At 58.8% G+C, this 16,343-nt stretch carries 14 protein-coding genes; 8 read left to right on the forward strand and 6 right to left on the reverse strand.

Annotation, left to right across the window (positions count from 1 at the left end):
- Positions 1-23: 23 nt before the first annotated feature.
- From xseB to KTF55_RS04765, 6 genes are all read left to right on the forward strand, one after another.
- On the forward strand, positions 24-290 hold the full coding sequence (xseB, locus tag KTF55_RS04740; protein WP_006234311.1) for an exodeoxyribonuclease VII small subunit: 267 nt from the start codon (positions 24-26) through the stop codon (positions 288-290).
- 49 nt (positions 291-339) lie between these two features.
- Positions 340-675 carry a histidine triad nucleotide-binding protein gene (locus KTF55_RS04745; protein ID WP_035137921.1) on the forward strand — a complete coding sequence of 112 codons (336 nt, stop codon included), beginning with the start codon at positions 340-342 and terminating at the stop codon, positions 673-675.
- Positions 676-716: 41 nt separating this feature from the next.
- A complete protein-coding gene (locus KTF55_RS04750; RefSeq protein WP_117759020.1) occupies positions 717-1,607 on the forward strand; it encodes a LysR family transcriptional regulator in 891 nt (296 codons plus the stop codon).
- 119 nt (positions 1,608-1,726) lie between these two features.
- Complete coding sequence (locus tag KTF55_RS04755) at positions 1,727-2,887, forward strand: MFS transporter (RefSeq protein ID WP_217107746.1); 1,161 nt, start codon at positions 1,727-1,729, stop codon at positions 2,885-2,887.
- Between the two features lie 120 nt (positions 2,888-3,007).
- Entirely contained in the window at positions 3,008-4,186 is a 1,179-nt protein-coding gene (locus KTF55_RS04760) for an acetate/propionate family kinase (RefSeq protein ID WP_117770119.1), read from the forward strand.
- A gap of 164 nt (positions 4,187-4,350) precedes the next feature.
- The gene (locus tag KTF55_RS04765) at positions 4,351-5,529 is read left to right on the forward strand and encodes an acetate/propionate family kinase (RefSeq protein ID WP_217107747.1); all 1,179 of its coding nucleotides are present in this window, start codon (positions 4,351-4,353) and stop codon (positions 5,527-5,529) included.
- 550 nt (positions 5,530-6,079) lie between these two features.
- Here the strand turns inward: KTF55_RS04765 and pta are convergent.
- A complete protein-coding gene (pta, locus tag KTF55_RS04770; protein ID WP_006234296.1) occupies positions 6,080-7,060 on the reverse strand; it encodes a phosphate acetyltransferase in 981 nt (326 codons plus the stop codon).
- Positions 7,061-7,291: 231 nt separating this feature from the next.
- On the opposite strand from pta, the gene glf reads away from it, so the two are divergent.
- A complete protein-coding gene (gene glf / locus KTF55_RS04775; protein WP_217107748.1) occupies positions 7,292-8,494 on the forward strand; it encodes a UDP-galactopyranose mutase in 1,203 nt (400 codons plus the stop codon).
- On the forward strand, positions 8,487-9,518 hold the full coding sequence (locus tag KTF55_RS04780; protein ID WP_217107749.1) for a glycosyltransferase family 2 protein: 1,032 nt from the start codon (positions 8,487-8,489) through the stop codon (positions 9,516-9,518). The genes glf and KTF55_RS04780 overlap by 8 nt, the downstream gene beginning before the upstream one ends.
- Before the next feature lie 255 nt (positions 9,519-9,773).
- On the opposite strand, the gene KTF55_RS04785 is transcribed toward KTF55_RS04780, so the two are convergent.
- From KTF55_RS04785 to ppk1, 5 genes are all read right to left on the reverse strand, one after another.
- Entirely contained in the window at positions 9,774-10,775 is a 1,002-nt protein-coding gene (locus KTF55_RS04785; RefSeq protein ID WP_217107750.1) for a P1 family peptidase, read from the reverse strand.
- A 100-nt stretch (positions 10,776-10,875) separates the two neighbouring features.
- A complete protein-coding gene (locus tag KTF55_RS04790; RefSeq protein ID WP_217107751.1) occupies positions 10,876-11,457 on the reverse strand; it encodes a nucleoside triphosphate pyrophosphatase in 582 nt (193 codons plus the stop codon).
- The gene (locus KTF55_RS04795; RefSeq protein WP_217107752.1) at positions 11,454-11,996 is read right to left on the reverse strand and encodes a DJ-1 family glyoxalase III; all 543 of its coding nucleotides are present in this window, start codon (positions 11,994-11,996) and stop codon (positions 11,454-11,456) included. The genes KTF55_RS04790 and KTF55_RS04795 overlap by 4 nt, the downstream gene beginning before the upstream one ends.
- Positions 11,997-12,103: 107 nt before the next feature.
- The gene (gene rlmD / locus KTF55_RS04800) at positions 12,104-13,432 is read right to left on the reverse strand and encodes a 23S rRNA (uracil(1939)-C(5))-methyltransferase RlmD (RefSeq protein WP_217107753.1); all 1,329 of its coding nucleotides are present in this window, start codon (positions 13,430-13,432) and stop codon (positions 12,104-12,106) included.
- A gap of 98 nt (positions 13,433-13,530) precedes the next feature.
- Entirely contained in the window at positions 13,531-15,933 is a 2,403-nt protein-coding gene (ppk1, locus tag KTF55_RS04805; RefSeq protein WP_226790565.1) for a polyphosphate kinase 1, read from the reverse strand.
- Positions 15,934-16,343 lie beyond the last annotated feature (410 nt).

Below are 16,343 nucleotides of genomic sequence, written 5' to 3' on the forward strand. Positions count from 1 at the left end.
AACCTTTAGGAAAGGAAACAGATATGGCAGAGAAAACCCCGGTCGAGCAGCTTACGTACAAGCAGGCTTCGCAGGAGTTGGAGCTCATCATCCGCAGCCTGGAGTCGGGCGATATGGAGCTCGAGGAGTCGCTCGAGAGCTATACCCGCGGCGTAGAGCTCCTCAAGAGCCTGCGTACTCGCTTGTCCGATGCCGAGCAGAAGGTCTCGGTGCTCCTTAAGGACGTCGACGGCAACGACGTGCTCGCCGACGGCGAGGCCGCCAACACGGACGACAACCTCTCGTTCTAACCACCCCGACCAAATATAATTACCTTGGTCTGCGAGAAAGGAACCAACCATGTGTGATTGCATCTTCTGCAAAATTGCCAACCACGAGATCCCCTCGACCGTCGTTTACGAGGACGATCAAGTCATCGCCTTCGACGACCTCAACCCCCAGGCGCCGGTCCACACTCTCGTGATTCCCAAGAAGCACTACAGCGATATCGCCGATAATGTGCCTGCCGAGACCATGGGCGCCATGGCTCACGCCATCCAGGAGGTCGCTAAGGCCAAGGGCTTGGAGGACGGTTTCCGCGTCATCTCCAACAAGGGCGTCAACGCCGGTCAGACCGTCATGCATTTCCATATGCACGTCCTCGGCGGCAAGAACTTGGGTGAGAACCTCATCTGAGGGCGCGTAGGCCGTCGACTTGGCTGCCTTTGGAGTAATCTATGCAGCTTTCTCAACTCGAATACCTTCAAGCGGTAGCGAACTATGGCGGCGTGCGCAAAGCAGCTCGCGCCGTTCATGTGAGTCCGCAGGCCGTTTCGTCGGCAATCAAAAAGTTGGAATCTGAGTATCAGATCGTTTTGCTCAACCGATCGGCGGGGGAGGCTGTTTTGTCTCCGGCGGGCAGAGAATTTGCGCGTCGTGCACGCGTGATCCTGGCACAAGTCGACGATCTCAAAAAGTACGCTCAATCGAGGGACGACGGCGTCTCGCCCGACGGCCACTTTCGTCTTTACGCCCCCTGCCTTCATGGGCGGGGGCGCCTTTTTGCCGAAAACTGGTATGACTCGTTTGAAAGCTCGCACCCTCAGATTCACCTCGATGTGTGGCATCAGCCAACGGCTACATGCTTTGAATCACTTATACTTGGCATTTCGGACGCGGCTATCTCGTTTGAGGAACCACGGGACAGCGTCCTTTCTTCAAAATATATGGGTGAAAAGGAGCTCAGGGTTCTTTCATGCCCAGCTGGTCATCAATCTGTGGGTGCTATGACCGTTCGTGAGTTACTGGGCGGCAGGCTCGCTGTTCCCATTAATTTGTCACCCTGTCTCAATGCAATCAATCAATGTCCCGAAGCTCAGCTGGTTAATTTCCGCTTTCGCGATGTCGAATACGGAAACAGGGCGCAGGCTGAGTTTCTTCAAGCCGGGGGATTGATATTGAGTTTTTCTGGCTCTTCTCTCGCATCGGATGGATCGGAAGTGAGCGAGTGCTCCATTGAAGCCTCACATGACGTAGCCTTGCCCATCTACTTTTGCTATCGACAAAATGCCTGGACCGATCGACACCAGACGGTATTTCTTCACCTATTGCGTCATCTCGCTTCGTGAGGCCATTTGGCCTCGTGTCGTCAAGTGAATGTTGACGCCCTGCAACACATAGCTGACAGCTTTGCCCTCATGCTTTTCCAAGATTTCGATTTAGATTGCTGACTCTTGGAGGGCGGAGCATGAAAAACCGTACGGTTTTGCTTTATATGACGTTCGTTTTTCTGTCGAACTTCAGCACTATTTTGTATTTTCTGACGGTTTACCTTGAATTCGTCGGATTCTCGATAGTGGCGATTTCTAGCATGATGATTGCATATCAAGTGAGCAAGTTCATCCTCGAAGTTCCCACTGGCTATATTGCTGATAGGTTTGGACGAAAGGCAAGCGGTCTCGTTGGCGTCGTGGGGATGCTTGGATACTACGCCGCCCTGCTTCTCGTCCGTTCCCCTCTGCTTTTAATCGGTGCGTTCGCTCTCAAAGGTTTTGCCGTTGCATGTCTGAGCGGATCCATAGAAGCGATTTACATTGACAGCGTCTCTCAGGACCAGCTCGTAAGACTTAATGTCGTTGAGCGATTTGTTTTCTATGCCTCTTATGCCATCTCCGCTTGCGTGGGCGGTTTCATTTCGTCTGTCGGTGCATATCTCATTGGTCTTTCGGCAGATATCATCGCAATGGTGTTGACGTTGGTTGTCGTTGTCTGCATTCCTGAGATGCGAAGAGGGGGCACTGCGGGGGCACCTGAGCGTGGAATTAGCCCGAAGATGATCGGTGCCGCTATTGCGTGTAATGGCATTCTTCGTTCAGCGTTCATCATGGACTGTTCTCAGGCATTTGCTTTTGTCGCCCTGGAAGACTTTTTCTCACTGCTGCTTGCGGGCCGCGGAATGAATTCCGTCGCTTCGGGTGTGACCATTGCGGTCCAGCTCCTTGCCTCGGCCTCCATGGGGCTTATTGTGCCCAGTGTGATTGCTCATGTCGACAGGGGCCGTTTTGCGCGTATTTGCGGCATCATTCGCTTAGTATTGACAGCTTTGTTTTTGATCCCCCTTACTCCGGCTAATTTGCTGCCCGTGTTCTATGTGCTGCAGACAGTTGCGTACTCGTTGTTTGCCCCAATCAAATACTCAGTTTTCCAAAATGCTGCCGACTCATCGATGCGCTGTTCACTGATTTCGGTTCAAAGCCAGATGGTGGCGGTGGGTGCCGTTCTTTTCTATCTGCTCAACTCTGTGCTGAGTAGCGTTGCGGGCATTCGAGTCGTATTGCTTGTTGCGCTCGGGATTTCTTCCCTGGTGTATATCCCCGCGCTATTTCGTCTTACAAGTCAAAGGCCATGAGTATTTAGGCACCGATAACTTATATATCAACGCAATAAACCCGAGCGCGAGGGCGTTTGGGTTTATTATTGAAGCGTATGTAACCTGGCGGCGCCACACCGCCTGTTAGTAGGGAGACACATGAACGTTCTGGTCGTCAACGCAGGATCTTCGACCCTTAAGTATCAGGTCATCGATACCAAGTCCCACAAGGTGTCCGCAAAGGGCTCCTGCGAGCGCGTCTGCTTTACCGGCGGTACCTTCACCCATGCTGCCAACGGCTCCAAGAAGGTGACCGAGAACATCGAGTTCCCCGACCACAAGGTCGCCATCGAGGCTGTCCTGAAGGACCTCGAGGCCAACGGCGTCAAGATCGAGGGCATCGGTCACCGCATCGTTCAGGGCGGTTGGTACTTTGGCGATTCCTCCCTCGTCGACGAGGACGTTCTCGCCAAGATTCGCGAGGTCGCCCCGCTAGCGCCGCTGCACAACAACCCCGAGGCCAACGTTATCGAGTACTGCCTGGAGCAGTATCCCGACCTGCCCAACGTTACGGTCTACGACACCGCTTTCCACTTCAACATGCCCGAGGTCGCCAAGACTTACGCCCTTCCCAAGGATGTTTGCGACAAGCTGCACATCCGTAAGTACGGCGCCCACGGCACCAGCTACCGCTACATCTCCAAGAAGGTCGCCGAGATGACCAACGGCGAGGCCCGCAAGGTCGTCGTGTGCCACATCGGCTCCGGTGCCTCCCTGTGCGCCATCGAGGACGGCAAGTGCATGGACACCACCATGGGCCTCACCCCGCTCGACGGCGTCATGATGGGCACCCGCTGCGGCTCCATCGACCCGGCTACCGTGTGCTACCTGCAGCGCGAGGGCGGCTACACCTTCGACGAGGTCGACGAGATGATGAACAAGAAGTCCGGCCTTTTGGCTGTGACCGGCGGCAAGACCAACGACTGCCGCAATGTCGAGGAGCTCGCCGCTGCTGGTGACCCTGAGGCTCAGCTCGCCTTCGATATGTTCGTCTACAAGATTGCCGCCAAGGCTGCCGAGATGGCCACTTCCATGTGCGGCATGGACACGCTGGTCTTCACCGCCGGCATCGGTGAGCACGCTCCGGCCGTTCGCGCCGGCGTTGCCGACCGTCTGGCCTTTATGGGCGTCAAGATGGACCATGCCCGTAACGCCCTGCGTGGCGACGGCGCTTGGTGCCTGTCTGCCAAGGATTCCAAGGTCAAGATCTTCGTCATTCCCACGGACGAGGAGTTCATGATCGCTTCTGACGTCGAGCGCATCGTCAACGGCAAGTAATTGCAAGAGGGGAGGGGCTGGACGACCGAGCGCCGTTCGGCCCCTCTTTTGTGCTCGTTGGGCGATATGCTTGATAGCTATTTATCAAGTTGTGATAACTTCTTATTAAAATGCGGCCGCCTTAAGGGGTCTGCGTCGACCGTATTGCACTGCAAAGGAGTCTCATGAACGTACTTGTTGTCAACGCCGGCAGCTCAAGCCTTAAATATCAGCTTTTGGATACCGTTACCCGCGAGGTTTTCGCCAAGGGCAACTGCGAACGTATCGGTTCGGACATGGGCATCTTTGGCCACTCCGAGAACGGTGGCGCCAAGCAGACCGAGGAGGTCCCTTTCCCCGATCATCGCTCTGCTATCGCTCGTGTGCTCGAGGAGCTCGAGAAGACCGACTTTACGATTGATGGCATTGGGCATCGCATCGTTCAGGGCGGCTGGCACTTCGATGATTCCGCGGTCGTCGACGACGAGGTCATGGCCAAGATTCTCGAGGTGGCACCGCTTGCTCCGCTGCACAACTACGGCGAGGCCGCGGCGATTGAGTATTGCCGTGAGAAGTATCCGGAGCTGCCCAACGTGGCGGTCTTCGACACCTCGTTCCACATGACCATGCCCGAGGTCGCCTATACCTACGCGCTGCCCAAGGACGTGTGCGACAAGTACCACGTGCGCAAGTACGGCGCCCACGGCACGAGCCACCGCTATGAGTGGATGATGGCCAAGGAGATCCTGGGTTCGCGCTGCCACCGTCTGCTTTCGTGCCATTTGGGTAACGGTGCTTCGCTTGCTGCTATCGAGGACGGCGTGTGCCGCGACACCACGATGGGCCTCACGCCGCTTGACGGTCTGATGATGGGTACCCGCTGCGGTTCCATTGACCCGGCTACCGTATGCTACCTGCAGCGCGAGGGCGGTTACAGCTACCGGGAAGTCGACGACATGATGAACAAGCAGTCCGGCCTGCTTGCCATTTCGGGTATCTCCAACGACGCCCGCGACATCCGCACGCGCGCCTCCGAGGGCGATGAGCGCTGCCTGCTTGCCTTCGATATGTTCGCATACAAGGCCATGCAGCAGGCCGGTTCCATGATCGCTTCCATGGCGGGCGTGGACACCATCACCTTTACCGCCGGCATCGGCGAGAACGATTGGTCGATCCGCAAGGCCTTCTGCGACTGCTTTGAGTGGCTGGGCGTACGCATCGACAACAACAAGAACCGCGAGGCTGTGGGCAACGGCCCGCAGGTCATCAGCGCCGCCGGTTCCGCCGTCACGGTCATGGTCATCCCCACTGACGAGGAATACATGATCGCCCACGACGTCGAGCGCCTGACCAAGAACAACTAACGCGCGCATTTGCAAGTAAACGAAAGGCCTCCAGAGCAACAGCTCCGGAGGCCTTTTTACTAGCAGGTGGACGGCGGAAACCCCATCCCATTTCGAGCGCAAATACTGGGACACGCTTTCCGGTTGAGGCACGTTGCGGAAAGTGCGACCCACAATAAAGCAAAATTCCGTCCCAAAGTTTCCCAAACAGGCCCCAAGCGGAAGCCACATCCCACAATCCGCCTCCAAACTGGGATGTAGTTTCCGGCACAACAACCGCCGAAGCCCACCGGCCTTTCAATCTCCAAAGTGATCATCATCAGCAACGCCTGCGCTCCCAGCAACGGCACCCATCCATTCAGATTTTCAGCTCCAGCTCGTAGCCAAGCCGCCGTCCACCCCGGATTCTCTGATTGCTACGTGGCGGCAGGGACCCTACAGGGTAAAGCTCTGAAAATATTCCGCAGGACGCATGAAACCCCCGCCGCACGAAGTGCGCAGCGGGGGTTTCATGCATGTCCGAGGACGTTTTCAGAGCTTTACCCTGTAGGGTCCCGAGGGGATATGTCCGCTACTCAGCCATCTGGGCCTGGACGGCGGTGATGGCCACGACACCCACGATGTCGTCGGCAGAGCAGCCGCGCGAAAGGTCGTTAACCGGCTTGGCGATGCCCTGCAGGATGGGGCCGTAGGCGTCGGCGCCGGCGAAGCGCTGGACCAGCTTGTAGCCGATGTTGCCGGCCTCGAGGTCGGGGAACACGAGCACGTTGGCCTTACCGGCAACGGAGGAACCAGGAGCCTTGAGCTGGGCGACGGTGGGAACGATGGCGGCGTCGAGCTGCAGGTCGCCATCGATGGCGAGCTCGGGAGCCTTCTCCTTGCAGAACTTCACGGCCTCTTGGACCTTCTTGGCGACCTCGCCGCCGGCGGAGCCCATGGTGGAGTAGGAGAGCATGGCCACGTGCGGCTCAACGTTGCCCATGAAGGTGGACCAGGAGTGAGCGGAGGCGATGGCGATCTCAGAGAGCTCGTCGGAGGACGGGTTGATGTTGAGGCCGCAGTCGGCGAAGATCAGCGTGCCGTCGGTGCCGAACTGCGGGGTGTCGGTGCACATCACGAAGAAGGCCGAGACCAGCTTGGTGCCCGGGGCGGTCTTGAGGATCTGAAGCGCAGGGCGCAGGGTGTCGGCGGTGGAGTGGCAGGCGCCGGAGACCAGGCCGTCGGCGTCGCCCATCTTGACCATCATGGTGCCAAAGTAGGTGGCATCCATCACCTGGGCGCGAGCCTGCTCGATGGTAACGCCCTTCTTGGCGCGGAGCTCGGCAAACTTCTGCGCGTACTCCTCGTGCTTCTCGGCATTACGCGGGTCGATGACGGTAGCGCCGGGAACGTTGATCTCGTCGGGGTTGCCCAGGATGACGATCTTTGCCAGGCCCTCCTCGATGATCTTGGTGGCCGCGACGATGGTGCGCGGATCCTCGCCCTCGGGCAGGACGATTGTCTTAAGGTCGGCCTTGGCGGCAGACTTCATACGGTTTAGGAAATCGCTCATGTTACTCCTTACAAGCGTTTCGCTAAGCTCCAGGCGCCCGGCTGTTCACGAATAAACCCGCTGCTAGCGGGTTTACCTTTCAATTATGTACGCCGCGGTGCTTGAGCTTTCCTTGTGTGGCAAGCTCATTATAGGACGCATTAGCGCTATAATCGCTCTGATAAATATGTCTCGAAGAATGTTCGAGAAAAGCCCAGCTAACGAGCCCGTGGCTTTTGACAAGGAGTATCGATGCAGATTACCTCAGGCCTGCCTGAAGGCTTTAACGCCGGCGTATACGACATGATTGTCGTCGGTGCTGGATATGCCGGTGCCGTTTGTGCCCGTCGTCTCGCCGAGACTATCGGCTATCGCGTTGCCGTTCTGGAACGCCGTAGCCACATTGCGGGTAACGCCTACGACTGCGCTGATGAGGCCGGAATCCTGGTCCACGAGTATGGTCCGCACATCTACCATACCTTTAATGAGCGCGTCCACAATTTCCTGTCGCGCTTTACCAAGTGGACGGACTACCAGCACAAGGTGCTCGCCAACATCAACGGCACCCTTATGCCTGTGCCCTTTAACCACGCGAGCCTCAAGCTTGCCTTTGGCGATGAGCGCGGCGAGGAGCTGTATCAGAAGCTCGTGGAGACCTTTGGCAAGGACGTCAAGGTGCCCATCATGGAGCTGCGCAAGAAGAACGACCCGGATCTTGCCGAGGTCGCCGATTACGTCTACGAGAACGTCTTTTTGCATTACACCATGAAGCAGTGGGGTCAGACGCCCGACCAGATCGATCCCTCGATCACCGGCCGCGTTCCCGTCTTTGTGGGCGACGATGACCGCTACTTCCCGCAGGCTCCCTTCCAGGGCATGCCGCAGGACGGCTATACCGCGCTGTTCGAGCGCATGCTCGACCACGATCTGATTGATGTGTTCTGCGACGTGGACGCCCGCGACCTCTTCGAGATCGACGAGACCACCGTCAAGATCGACGGTAAGGTCTATGGCGGCGAGATCGTCTACACCGGTCCGCTTGACGAGCTGTTCAACCTCGACCTGGGCGCTCTGCCGTACCGTACGCTCGACATGAAGTTCGAGACGCTCGATATGGACCAGTTCCAGCCCGTGGGCACCGTCAACTACACCACGAGCGAGGATTACACGCGCATCACCGAGTTCAAGAACATGACTGGTCAGGTCCTGCCCGGCAAGACCACCATCATGAAGGAGTATTCCAAGGCCTATACGCCCGGCTCGGGCGAGACGCCCTATTACGCCATTCTGGAGCCCGAGAACCGCGAGCTCTATGAGCGCTATCTTGAGCGCGTCCAGAACCTGACGAACTTCCACCCGGTGGGTCGTCTGGCCGAGTATCGTTACTACGATATGGATGCCGTGACCAACTCTGCCCTCGATCTTTCGGATGAGATTATCGCCTGCCATGCATAAAGTCATATCATTCGGTATTCCCTCGTATAACGCCGCCAAGGACATGGACCATTGCATCACCTCCATTCTGGAGGGGAGCAATTACGCCACCGATATCGAGATCATCATCGTCGATGACGGTTCCAAGGACGAGACGGCAGCCAAGGCCGACGAGTGGGAGACACGTTATCCCGGCATCATCCGCGCGGTGCATCAGGAGAACGGCGGCCACGGCATTGCCGTCCTCTCGGGCTTGCGCGAGGCGCAGGGTACCTACTACAAGGTCGTCGACTCGGACGACTGGCTCGATGGCGCAGCCCTGTCGACTATGCTTTCGATCCTGCGCGGTTTTGAGGAGCGCGACCAGCGCGTCGACCTCTTTATCTCGAACTATGTGTACGAGAAGGTTTACGAGGGTACGCACACCGCTATTGGCTACAAGTTTGCCCTGCCGCGAAAAAAGATCTTTACCTGGGACCAGATTGGTCATTTCCGTCTGGACCAGAATCTGCTTATGCACAGCCTGTGCTATCGCACGGATGTGCTGCGCGCGTCCAATCTGCCTATGCCGCCGCACACGTTCTATGTAGACAACATCTACGCCTACGTGCCGCTGCCGCGTTGTAAGACCATGTACTACGCCGATATCGACCTCTATCGCTACTTTATCGGCCGTGAGGGTCAAAGCGTCAACGAGGCCACGATGGTCAAGCGTCTGGACCAGCAGTTCCGCGTGACGCGCATCATGATGGAGTCGTTCCATCTGTACGGCGATGTCGAGTCATCGCGTCTGCGCTCGTACATGATGGGCTATTTCACCATGATGATGGCAATCTGCTCGGTGCTTACTAAGCTTTCCGACGAGGATTGTGCCGACGAGCGCCTGAAGACGTTGTGGAGTGATCTGAAAGCCTATGACGAGCGTATGTATCGTCGTGCACGCTACGGTGTGGTCGGCTTCTTCACCAACCTGCGCGGTCGTGCCGGAGACAAAACCACACTCGGCCTATACCGTCTTGCCTCAAAGATCTTCAAATTCAACTAGCTGCTGAGTAATCGCTGATGATAGGTTGACTGGGCCCCTTGGCCTTTAGTTTGCTACTGCGAACAGTCCTGCTCGCACGGAAAGCACATTAAGTGCTTTCCGGCTCGTGCGGAACTTGTATCAAACTAAAGGCCAAGGGGCCTCTGCCATAAGAATTGATTGTCAGGCAGCTGAATTTGAAGATCTTAGACGCGCGGTACACAGGGGCCTGGGCTGAAAGGGATCTTGTTGAGTAGGTTGTCCGGTGGGTCTTGGTTACTTCGCGGCGCCGGGGATGCCGTGGGAGGTTTTGGCGGTTTTGGCTCCGTTTACGATGGCGGTTTCCAGGGCTCTTATGGCGAGCATGCCCAGCTGGTCTAGGGGAACGGCGGCGCTTGCCTGGGCGCCCAGTTTGGCGCTGGCGAGGGTGTAGATGGTGTCGCCGTCGTTGGTGGTGTGTGTGGGGCGGATGGCGTGCGCGTAGGCGTCCGCGGCCATCTGAGAGACCTTGGTGGCCTGGGCCTTAGTGAGCTCCACGTTGGTGACGATGCAGCTGATGGTGGTGTTGGTGCGGTCGAGCGGCATCTGCATGGAGCCGGCGGCGGCAAGGGCGGCGAGCTCCATGTCGACGATCTGGTCGCTATCGGCTGCGGCGCGCATGCCGGCCACCCACTCGCCAGTGGCCGGGTCGACGACGTTGCCGCAGGCGTTGACGGAGACCACGGCGCCCACCTTGACGGGGCCGAGTGCCACGGCGGCAGCTCCAAGGCCGGCCTTCATGCAGGTAGCAGGTCCCATGAGCTTGCCTACAGTGGCGCCGGTGCCGGCGCCCACGTTGCCCTGCTCGAGCGTGGCAGGGGTGTGGTCGAGCGCCTCGCGCACGGCAGCGATACCGGCCTCAATGTCGGGACGCACGGTGGGGTCGCCAAAGGCAAGGTCGAAGATGCAGCTCGAGCACACGATGGGCACCTGTGTGGGGCCGACGGGAAGGCCGATGCCGCGGCTCTCGAGTTCGCGGGCCACGCCGCTTGCGGCTTCGAGGCCAAAGGCCGATCCGCCCGAAAGGCAGACAGCGTGGACCTTATCGACAGTGTTTTCGGGACGCAGCAGGTCGGTCTCGCGCGAAGCGGGAGCGCCGCCGCGTACGTCAACACCGCCGGTGGCACCCTCGGGCGCCACGATTACGGTGCAGCCGGTGCCAGCCTCCTCGTCCGTATAGTTGCCAAAGCAAAAGCCATCGACATTGCAAACATCGATGGCTTCGAGCGGTGTGTCCATATTTTCTCCTATCGGTTTTCCGCCGGGCCTTATGCCCGGTCGGGATCCGTACGGTACGGCAAAATTGTAGGCGCTGGGGGATACCCGGCGCCAGATGCGATTACGAGAGTTTTTGAATCGCGCGTGCGACGCGGGCGATGGGCAAGCCCACCACGTTGTAGAAGTCACCGGAAATATCGTGCACGAGCATGCGGCCGCCTGTGCCCTGGATGCCGTAGGCCCCGGCCTTGTCCATGGGTTCGCCGGAGGCGACATAGTGCTCGATCTGCTCTTCGGTAAGCTCATAGAACGTCACGTCGGTCACATCGACAAACGACAGACTCTCGGCGGCATGCGGAGCTGCAGCGTCGCCGGCTTTAACGATGCAGACGCCAGTTGCCACCTGGTGCGTGCGGCCCGAAAGCTCGTGGAGCATGGCGCGCGCCTCGTCCCCGTTTGCCGGCTTACCCAAAATCTTGCCATCGAAGGTGACGATGGTATCGGCCGCGACGGTCAGCTCATTGGGCTCGGCATGCTCGGCGGCGACGGCAGCAGCTTTAGCACGCGCCAAGCGCTCGACGAGCGTAAGCGGAGCTTCGCCATCAAAAGGCGTTTCATCGATGTCTGCGGGAATTACGCGAATGTTATAGCCCGCCTCGCGCATCAGCTCTATGCGGCGCGGCGATTGCGAAGCCAAGATCATAGTTGGATGCCCTCGGCGACCTTCTCGACGGCCTTTTCGCCGGCGAGCGTGCGCAACAGCTCCAAGGCAAAGGGGAGTGACTGTGCCATGCCACTGGCAGTGATGATATTGCCGTCTTGCGTGACTTTCTCGCCGGTATAGGTGCCCTCGGGGAAGCTCTTCTCAAAGCCGGGGAAGCACGTGGCGCGGCGTCCCTCGAGTAGACCAAGCTCGCCCAGGATAAACGGGGCGGCGCAGATGGCGGCAACGTGCTTGGTCGCGGCGAAATCGCAGACTACGTCGCAGACGCGCTGGTCGGCGCGCAGGTTGGTGGCACCGGGCAGGCCGCCGGGCAGCACGACGCAGTCGTACTCGTCAAAGTCGATCTCGTCAAAGAGCGCATCGCAGGTCACGGGAATCTGCAGCGAGCTTACGACCTCACGCGTGGGCATGATCGAGACGAGCGTGGCGCGCACGCCGCCGCGACGCATGACGTCGACCATGGTCAGGCATTCAATCGTTTCAAAGCCATCGGCGGCGAGAACGGCAACGCTGGGCATGAGAGTTCCTTTCGTAAGGCGGCATACAATTAGCCGTCTTATACCCCGAAGACCTCCGCTTGCCACGCTCGATTTCCTAATGATTTTTCTGAGCAATGATTAAGTGGCTAGTTGCGCCTAAGGTGGACGACGGTCTCGCAGTGGAAGGTTTGCGGGAATAGGTCGACTGGCGTGATCTTTACGGGGGAGAAGGTGTCTTCTTCGACAAAGCGTTTGAGATCGCGCGCCAGGGTGGCCGGGTCGCAGCTCACGTAGGCGACATCGCGAGCACTCGTGCTGGCGATAAGGTCGATCGCCTCGGGGGCGAGGCCTGCGCGCGGCGGGTCGACCACCAAGACGTCGGCATCCTGGTCGGGGAACTCGCGCACGGCATCGCCACCGATGACGTCGACGTTGTCGAGTTTGTTGATCTCGAGGTTACGGCGCAGGTCGCGCACGGCCGGACCGTAGGCCTCGACGGCGGCAACAAAGTCGCAGCGGCGGGCGAGCGGCAGGGTAAAGGTGCCGGCACCGCAGTACAGGTCCACGGCAAGCTCGTCTTCCTGCGGGTCGAGCGCTTCCATGACAAGATCGATCAAAATCTCGGCACCCTTGGTGTTGACCTGGAAAAAAGACGGGGCAGACAAGCGCATCTGACCCTCGGCGATATTCTCGGTCCATGAGCCCTCTCCGGCGAGCATTTCGACCTTGGAGACACGGCGGGCCTTCTTTTCGCCCTTGCTCATCACGCGCACGATGCTCGTGGGGTGAGCGGCGTCCGCCAGCACGCGGGAGACCTGCGAGCGCGGAAAAGAGCCTGTGGGCGTCCAGAGCGCGACCTCGAGTGCCTTGGTGCGGCGCGATGCGCGAATGCCCACGCGTTCGAGCCCCAAGTCATGGCTGCCGCTTAGATAGTTGAGTGCGCCGACGACCGATTTGAGCGCCTTCGGGAAGCGCTTATCGAACAGCGGGCACGTATCGACGGTCACGATTTTACTGGGGTCGACACCGTGCATGCCAAGGCGCATGCGACCGTTGACGACGGTCGGTTCGAGCTCGATTTTATTGCGGTAGCCCCAGTCGTCCTTGGTGTGGCAGATGGGCTGCACCAACTCATCGACCTGCTCAGGAGCGAACTTGCCGATGCGCTCGAGCGTGGAGCGCAGGTTTTGTTCCTTGGCGGCAAGCTGTGCCGTGCGCGAGAGGTTGCCCCACGAGCAGCCGCCGCAAATGCCAACGAAGGGGCAAGGAGGCTGAATGCGATCGGGGCTTGGCTCTAGAACCTCGGTGGTGCGGGCGCGCATGAACGACTTACCGTCCTGCACGATCTCGGCCTCGACGGTGTCGCCCGCCACGGCGCCCTGCACAAATACGGCCTTGCCGTTGTCGGCATGCGCCAGCCCGTCGGCGCCGTACGTCATCGATTCTATGGTGAGCTTCATATCCCTGCCTGTCATTCGCGTTGTTGTCCGCACCATGGTAGCAGGGAAAAGCGCCCCGCATCTGAGGCTTTCCTCAAATGCGGGGCGCTTCTACAAACTGCTTCTACAAACGACTATTTCGTCTTGCCGGTAATGAGCGTCTTAAGACCCAGGCCGATCAGGCCCAGGCCCATGCGCACGCGACCGGGGCGATGGCGCTCGATGGCCTTGGTCTTGCCAGCGGGCTTATCGCGACGGGCGCTCGTCTCGGGTGCGGGCTTGGTGACCTGCGTCTCGGGCCGAGGTGCAGGTGCAGGCTCGGGCTCAATGACGGTCGCCTGGACCTCTTGGACCTTGGGTGCTACTGGCTGCGGCTCGGCCTCGGGGGCAGGTTCCGCCTCAATGACGGGCTCGGGCGCGGCCTCGGCGTTGCGATAGGCACGCTCCAGTAGAGCTTCCTGCGAGTTGAAGGGTTTCTCACCCTCTGCACGCTCTACGGGGACCCAGGTGCCGTCGCTCGTGAGGCTGCGGGCCTTCACGTTGTCGCGCAGCTGCATGCCCATGTACTCGTGCACCAGGGCACGGCAGGTGGGGTCGAGCACGGGGAAGGCGATCTCCACGCGGTGTTCGGTGTTGCGCGTCATCATGTCTGCCGAGCTCAGGTAGATCATGTCCGAGTCCACGCCAAAGGCATAGACGCGCGCATGCTCCAGAAAGCGTCCGACGATGGAGCGAACGTGCACGTTCTCGGTCTTGCCGGCAACACCCGGCTTGAGGCACGAGATGCCGCGGATGATCATGTCCACGCGCACGCCGGCACACGATGCCTCGGCAATCTTGTCGATGACCTCGCGGTCGGTAAGCGAGTTGAGCTTAAAGAACACGCGGGCGGGCTCGCCGACAAGGGCGCGTTGAATCTCGCGGTCCAGACCGCGCATGATGAGCGGCTTGAGGCCCACGGGCGCCACGCCCAGGAATCGGTAGTCGCCGCGCAGGTTGCCCAGCGACAGGTTGCGGAAGAACAGGTTGGCGTCCTCGCCGATACCGGGATGGGCGGTCATGAGCATAAAGTCACTGTAGAGCTTGGCCGTCTTCTCGTTAAAGTTGCCGGTGCCCAAAAGCGTCAGACGGGTAAGCGCCATGCCCTCGCGATAGGTGAGCTGGCAGATCTTGGAGTGGCACTTAAAGCCCTCGGAGCCGTAGATAACGGTGCAGCCGGCCTCTTCCAGACGCTCGGCCCACTCGATGTTGTTCTGCTCGTCAAAGCGGGCGCGGAGCTCCATGAGTACCGTGACCTCTTTGCCGTTTTCGGCAGCATCGATGAGCGACTCGCACAGGCGGCTCTGTTTGGCCACGCGGTAGAGCGTGATGCGCAGCGAGATGCACTCGGGGTCGTAGGCTGCTTCGTGCACCAGGTCCAAGAACGGGTTCATGGCCTCGTAAGGGTAAAAGAGCAGCTTGTCGTGCTGCAACACCTGCTCGCGGATGGAGCGGGCCATATCGATGGTGGGGTTGGGCTGCGGCTTAAACGGCGTAAAGAGCAGCTCGTTGCGTAGGTGTTCGGGAATCTTGCCCTCAATGCCAAAGACGTAGCCCAGGTCAAGGGGGATATCGCATGTAAACACCGAGCGACGCGAGAGCTCGAGCGCTTTGCGGATGGTCTTGAGCGTTGGCTTCTCGAGTGAGCCCGATACGGCGAGCACCACCGGCTGCAGGCGCAGACGCTTCTTGAGGATGCGCTTCATGTGCTGGCGGTAGTCCTCTTCCTCTTCGACGCCCTCGCCGTCCGGGTCGATATCGGCGTTGCGGGTGACTCGGATGAGCGCGCGGTCGAGTGGCTTGTAGGAGCCAAAGCAACTGTCCAGGCAGGCGAGGATGACGTCCTCGAGCAAGATGTAGGAGTAGGTGCCGGTGGGCGAGGGGATCTCGACCACGCGGTTCATCGAGGCAGGAATCTCGATAAGGCCCAGCAGGCTCTCCTCGTCAGTGACGCCGTCTAGGCCGCAAGCCAGATAGAGCGCGCCGTTGCGCAGGTTGGGGAAGGGGTGGCGCGGGTCAATGACCAATGGTGAGATAACCGGCGACACGTAGGCCTGGAAGTAGCGGGTTACAAAGGTGCGCTCCTCGGGCGTAAGCGAATCGATGCGGGCGCGGTGAACGCCCAGAGTGTCGAGCTTGCCCTCGATGCTCTTAAAGATGGACTCCCAGCGGGTAAGGAGCCCGGGCAGCTCGGCCATGACAGCATCGACCTGTTCGGAGGCGGTCATATTGCTCTTGTTGTCGACAGGCTGTTTTTTGAGCTCTGCCAGATCGGACAGGCCGCCCACGCGCACCATGAGAAACTCGTCGAGGTTAGACTCGAAAATCGACACGAACTTTAGACGTTCGAACAGCGGAACGGTCTCATCGAAGGCTTCGTCAAGCACGCGGTTGTTAAAGCGCAGCCAGCTAAGCTCTCGGTTTTGCGTGTACGAGAAGTCGCGCGGCGGCTTGCGCAGCTTTGCAGCGGCTTGCTTCTTTTCGATTTTGCTCGACATATGCATCTGTCCGTTCAGTCCCCGTAGAGGACGGTAGCCTAACTCTAAATCACTATTGTCTCAATTTAGTCGACCGCTGGCACGGACGTATCGCGTGAACGGTATCTTTACCTACTTCTTACGCTGACAAGTCATAGGACTGACGCCCCGCTCGTCTGCAAGCGGTCTATATCCTCACTCAACTGATGCGTAAGTATGAATAAGAATGATAGATAGCTGAATATCATCGAATACAGGCAGAAACGTAAACTAGCGTCATTTATATACATAAAACCGATTTAGCTATGCAATTCTGAATCAAAAGTTTAGAGACGCAATCGCAAATGGTTTTTAAGAAAAAAGAGCATTTACCTTTGAAAAGCTACTTTAGAACGCTGAAGTGCATTATGGGGGAATCATATGCGATATAC

The organism is Collinsella sp. MSK.8.10 (genome assembly GCF_019041915.1).
In the GTDB taxonomy this organism is placed as follows: domain Bacteria; phylum Actinomycetota; class Coriobacteriia; order Coriobacteriales; family Coriobacteriaceae; genus Collinsella.

Coding starts and splice junctions, on each gene's coding strand:
- xseB (WP_006234311.1), top strand. CDS start 24: ATGGCAGAGAAAACCCCGGTCGAGCAGCTTACGTACAAGCAGGCTTCG.
- KTF55_RS04745 (WP_035137921.1), top strand. CDS start 340: ATGTGTGATTGCATCTTCTGCAAAATTGCCAACCACGAGATCCCCTCG.
- KTF55_RS04750 (WP_117759020.1), top strand. CDS start 717: ATGCAGCTTTCTCAACTCGAATACCTTCAAGCGGTAGCGAACTATGGC.
- KTF55_RS04755 (WP_217107746.1), top strand. CDS start 1,727: ATGAAAAACCGTACGGTTTTGCTTTATATGACGTTCGTTTTTCTGTCG.
- KTF55_RS04760 (WP_117770119.1), top strand. CDS start 3,008: ATGAACGTTCTGGTCGTCAACGCAGGATCTTCGACCCTTAAGTATCAG.
- KTF55_RS04765 (WP_217107747.1), top strand. CDS start 4,351: ATGAACGTACTTGTTGTCAACGCCGGCAGCTCAAGCCTTAAATATCAG.
- pta (WP_006234296.1), bottom strand. CDS start 7,060: ATGAGCGATTTCCTAAACCGTATGAAGTCTGCCGCCAAGGCCGACCTT.
- glf (WP_217107748.1), top strand. CDS start 7,292: ATGCAGATTACCTCAGGCCTGCCTGAAGGCTTTAACGCCGGCGTATAC.
- KTF55_RS04780 (WP_217107749.1), top strand. CDS start 8,487: ATGCATAAAGTCATATCATTCGGTATTCCCTCGTATAACGCCGCCAAG.
- KTF55_RS04785 (WP_217107750.1), bottom strand. CDS start 10,775: ATGGACACACCGCTCGAAGCCATCGATGTTTGCAATGTCGATGGCTTT.
- KTF55_RS04790 (WP_217107751.1), bottom strand. CDS start 11,457: ATGATCTTGGCTTCGCAATCGCCGCGCCGCATAGAGCTGATGCGCGAG.
- KTF55_RS04795 (WP_217107752.1), bottom strand. CDS start 11,996: ATGCCCAGCGTTGCCGTTCTCGCCGCCGATGGCTTTGAAACGATTGAA.
- rlmD (WP_217107753.1), bottom strand. CDS start 13,432: ATGACAGGCAGGGATATGAAGCTCACCATAGAATCGATGACGTACGGC.
- ppk1 (WP_226790565.1), bottom strand. CDS start 15,933: ATGTCGAGCAAAATCGAAAAGAAGCAAGCCGCTGCAAAGCTGCGCAAG.